The 4360-nt window shown below is 60.7% G+C and carries 3 protein-coding genes and 2 pseudogenes; all 5 read right to left on the bottom strand.

What is annotated here, in order from left to right; genetic code table 11:
- Positions 1 to 160 (bottom strand): annotated as a pseudogene (locus HBN68_RS21810) (electron transfer flavoprotein subunit beta/FixA family protein); the annotation flags it as partial.
- Positions 161 to 224: 64 nt separating this feature from the next.
- Positions 225 to 1652 carry a cytosine permease gene (locus tag HBN68_RS21805; RefSeq protein WP_169966128.1) on the bottom strand — a complete coding sequence of 476 codons (1428 nt, stop codon included), beginning with the start codon at positions 1650 to 1652 and terminating at the stop codon, positions 225 to 227.
- A 128-nt stretch (positions 1653 to 1780) separates the two neighbouring features.
- Positions 1781 to 2923 carry an acyl-CoA dehydrogenase family protein gene (locus HBN68_RS21800; RefSeq protein ID WP_169966131.1) on the bottom strand — a complete coding sequence of 381 codons (1143 nt, stop codon included), beginning with the start codon at positions 2921 to 2923 and terminating at the stop codon, positions 1781 to 1783.
- Complete coding sequence (locus tag HBN68_RS21795; protein WP_169966133.1) at positions 2920 to 4080, bottom strand: CoA transferase; 1161 nt, start codon at positions 4078 to 4080, stop codon at positions 2920 to 2922. Before HBN68_RS21795 ends, HBN68_RS21800 begins: the two co-directional genes overlap by 4 nt.
- Before the next feature lie 96 nt (positions 4081 to 4176).
- Positions 4177 to 4360: pseudogene (locus tag HBN68_RS21790) on the bottom strand (urocanate hydratase); the annotation flags it as partial.

Genomic DNA, 4360 nt, shown 5'->3' with positions numbered 1-4360 from the left:
CGCCTTTCTCTTTCAGGCGCACGGCTTCTTCCACTGCGATTTCGCAGAAGGGGTTCATCGACATCTTGACGTTGGCGAGGTCAACGCCGGAGTTGTCCGCTTTGACGCGAACTTTAACGTTGTAATCCACAACGCGTTTGATACAAGCCAGCACCTTCATGGTTGCTCCTTTGAGGACCGGCCCGCGCAACAGGCCCGCCCTCGTCTGCGATTAAGAAAAACCGTTAAACCGGAGCCGGTTCGACCGGCAATATCAATTGAGCGGGCACTGTATGGGCGCAATTGCGCGCCACCAGGTAGTACACCAACGCGGGCAGCGTCAGGCCGATGATCCAGGAAATATCCGTGCCCCCCAGCGACTCCACCAGCGGCCCGGTGTAAAAACTGGTGGCGATAAACGGCAGCTGAATCAGCACCCCAAAGGCGTACACCAGAATACCTCGCAGGTTCCAGCGTCCGTATCGGCCATTCGGGTTAGACAGCGCCGGCACGTCATATCGCTCTTTGCTGATCAGGTAGAAATCCACCAGATTGATGGCGCTCCACGGTGTGAAAAAAGCCAGTAGGAACAGGATAAATGCCGAGAAATCCTTGAGGAACGAGTGCTGCCCGAGCAGCGCCAGCGTGGTCGCAAACCCCACCATCAGCAGGATGTAGACCAGGCGCAAGGCTTTAGAGATCTGGTGATTGCCACGGAACCCGCTGACGATGGTCGCCAGCGACATAAAACTGCCATAGGCATTGAGGGTGGTAATCGTCACCTTGCCAAACACCACACAGAAATACAGCAACGCAACCATCGCCCCGCTCGCCCCCAGCCCCACGATGTACGACACCTCATGCCCGGCAAACTGGTCACCCGCCAACGCGGCCACAAACACGCCGAACACCATGGAGATTTGCGACCCCACCACCGACCCCAATCCCACGGCGAGAAAGGTATTGAGCGACGAGGTGGTCGACGGCAGATACCGCGAATAGTCGGCCACATACGGCCCGAACGCGATTTGCCAAGACGCCGACAACGAAATGGCCAATAAAAAGCTGCTCAGCGAAAAGTGTTTGTTGCTCAACAACAGACCGACATCGTTTTGCGAGAGCAAGGTGTAAAACAGGTAGAAAAACGCCAACACCCCGACCACGCTGGCCACACGGCCAATCATATGAATCGTGCGGTAGCCCAGGATGGTCAGCAGCACGATCAGCGCCGCAAAGATCAGGATGCCCCACGAATCGCTCACGCCGACCAACTGCCCCACGGCCTGCCCCGCCAGCACCGAGCCGCTGGCCGAAAACCCCACGTACATCAGGCACACCAGCACAATCGGGATCACGGCTCCGTATACCCCGAACTGCACACGACTGGAGATCATTTGCGGCAACCCGAGTTTCGGGCCTTGAGCCGCATGCAACGCCATGATGGTGCCGCCCAATACTTGCCCGATCAGCAAGCCGATCAGTGACCAAAACACATCACCGCCCAAGACCACGGCCAGGGCGCCCGTGACGATGGCGGTGACTTGCAGATTCGCCCCGAACCACAGGGTGAACTGACTGAACAGCCGCCCGTGACGTTCGGATTCGGGGATGTAATCAATAGAGCGCTGTTCGACCAGCGAGGCCCGCGGTGAATCTTGATTGTGCGTGGACATAAGCAGTTCCTTGAGGCTGTCACCGAGGGTGCGCCCATTGTTTTGGGAATGACTTTTCCGATCCTTGACCTGATCTCAACGCATCCTTGCACCAGGGCAGATGCCGCTTAGCACCTGCCACACACGTGTTACGGGCGGGCGTCGAGCAGCGCCCGGGAAATGATGATTTTCTGCACCTCGGACGTGCCTTCGAAGATTCGCAAGATCCGCGCATCGCGCACGTACCGCTCCAGCGGCAAATCGCGACTGTAGCCATAGCCGCCGTGCAGTTGCAGCGCCGCGTCAGTGATGAACCCGGCACATTCCGCCGCCACCAGCTTGGCAGTGGCAGAGTCGAGGCTGAAACGCTCGCCGCTATCACGCCGGGCCGCCGCTTTCATGGTCAGCAGGCGGGCAGCTTCGAGCTGCGCATACATATCTGCCAAGCGCCATTGCGTGCCTTGATACGCCGCCAGGGGTTTTGGCCCTATTTGACGCTCGCGCACCCAGTTCAAACTGGCTTGCAACGCCGCGTTGGCAATGCCCAGCGACATGGCCGCCACTTCCACCCGCCCGCGATCCAGCACTGCCATCGCCGTGTTGAAGCCCTGACCTTCGCCCCCCAGCAACGCGGTTTGCGGCAACCAGCAATCGAGTGCCAACTCATAGATCGTGCTACCGCGCAGGCCCATGGTTTTCTCCGGGCTGGAGAAACTGATACCGACCGTGCCTTTGGGCACCATGAACGCACTGATCCCTTTGTGCCCGGCCTCGGCATCGGTTTTCACGTAGAGCACAATGAAGTCGGCTTCCTTGGCATTGGTGATGTAGTGCTTGCTGCCGCGCACGCGCCACCCGCCTTCTTCACGCACGGCACGGCTGCGCATGTCGGCCGGGTTGGAACCGGCTGCCGGTTCGGTCAGGGCGAACGCGCCCAGCCATTCCCCACTGGCAGCCCTGGGCAACCACTCCTGCTTTTGCTGTTCAGTGCCCCCCAGCAGAATCGAATCGGTGGCCAGGAAGTGCGCCGTCATGGCTGATGCGGTAGACGCACAGGCCCCCGCAACCGCTTCCACCACGCGGCTCATCGCCAGGCTGCCGATGCCCAGGCCGCCGTACGCTTCAGGCAGATTGATCCCCATAAAGCCCAAGTCACCCAGCGCCTTGATGCTGGCCAGACAAAAGCTTTCGGTTTCATCGTAGTGCTGGGCCAAGGGCTGAATCACTTCGCGGGCGACCTGTTCAGCGCTCTCAACCACCGCCAGTTCTTCTGCATTCATCTCGAAATTCACGGGTTCACTCCTGCTTTACTCAGGCCAAAGATGGCGTTATCTGCCCCCAAACGCGGGGCTGCGGTGATGGCGTGGGGTTTGTGGCCGTTGAAGAACACCGGTTGCGGCACCCATGGGCGTGCCGCGCCCGGCGGCTGGAATTGCAACTGACGCACGCGGGCCTGTTCGCTGTCAGCGGCTTGGGCCAAGTCCCATACGGGCGAAGACGGCACGCCAGCATCCAGCAGAACGTCGCACAAGTGCTCAACGCTGTGTTGCGAGGTCCACGCCTCGATGGCGGCACGCAATTGTGGCTCGTGCCGGGTGCGGCCAGCGTCATCCACAAAACGCGGGTCGGTTGCCAGTGCTGGCTGCTCCATGCACTGACACAGCCGCTCAAACAGCCGGTTGCTCGCCACTGCAATCACCACCAGCCCATCAGCCGCCTGATAGGTGTCGAACGGAGTGGAGACCGGATGCCGATTGCCCACCAGACCCGGCGCCACACCGTTGGCGTACAGGTTGGACAAACCGGTCATTTGCAGGCTGAACAGCACGTCAAACATGGCCACATCGATGTATTGCGCGCCCGGCGCATGGCGCTCGCGGGCAAACAAGGCCGAGCTGATGGCCCAGGCGGCGTACACCCCGGCACACAAATCACCAATGGACTCGCCGCTGCGGGTGGGGCCCGTAGCCGCAAACCCGGTGACACTCATCAGGCCCGACATGGCTTGGGCCACAATGTCGTAAGCCGGGCGGCTGGAGAGCGGGCCGTCCTGCCCGAAGCCGGAAATGCTGGCGTAAATCAGCCGCGGGTTGTGTTGCTTCAACGTGTCGAAATCAATGCCCAGACGCTGCGTCACCCCCGGCCGGAAGTTCTCCACCAGCACATCGGCATCGGCCACCAGTTCATAGAAGCGTTGACGGTCCGACGGGTCCTTGAAATCAATTTCAACGCTGCGTTTGCCGCGATTGATCAGGCCGAAATACACGCTCTCACCCGCCATAAACGGCCCCAGATGCCGGGCGTCATCGCCTTCCCCCGGCACTTCGAACTTGATGACATCGGCCCCCAGGTCCGCCAGCATCGCGGTGCAATGCGGCCCGGCCAATACACGGCTGATATCCAGCACGCGTACACCTTGCAGTTGTTGAGTAAATGGACTGCTGTTCATGTTCATCGCCTCACGTGTTCGCCGGGCAGTCGCGGCCACTGGCTGCGCCTGCCGTTGTTGTCTGCCCGCCCTTGTTCATTCAGGCGCGGGGGCGGCTTAGCCGTTAATCATCGGCAGGTTCAAACCCTGCTCGTTGGCGCAGTCAATGGCGAGGTCGTACCCCGCGTCGGCGTGGCGCATCACCCCGGTGGCCGGGTCGTTGTGCAGCACGCGGGCAATGCGTTCGGCCGCTTCGTCGGTGCCATCACACACGATCACCATGCCCGAATGCTGCGAGAAG

Source organism: Pseudomonas sp. WS 5078, assembly GCF_012985745.1.
GTDB classification, from domain to species: Bacteria; Pseudomonadota; Gammaproteobacteria; order Pseudomonadales; family Pseudomonadaceae; genus Aquipseudomonas; species Aquipseudomonas lundensis_A.
This window is presented reverse-complemented; position numbering and strand designations above follow the sequence as displayed.

Bases quoted from the DNA above. Each gene is read 5' to 3' on its own strand.
- HBN68_RS21805 (WP_169966128.1), bottom strand. From the start codon at position 1,652: ATGTCCACGCACAATCAAGATTCACCGCGGGCCTCGCTGGTCGAACAG.
- HBN68_RS21795 (WP_169966133.1), bottom strand. From the start codon at position 4,080: ATGAACAGCAGTCCATTTACTCAACAACTGCAAGGTGTACGCGTGCTG.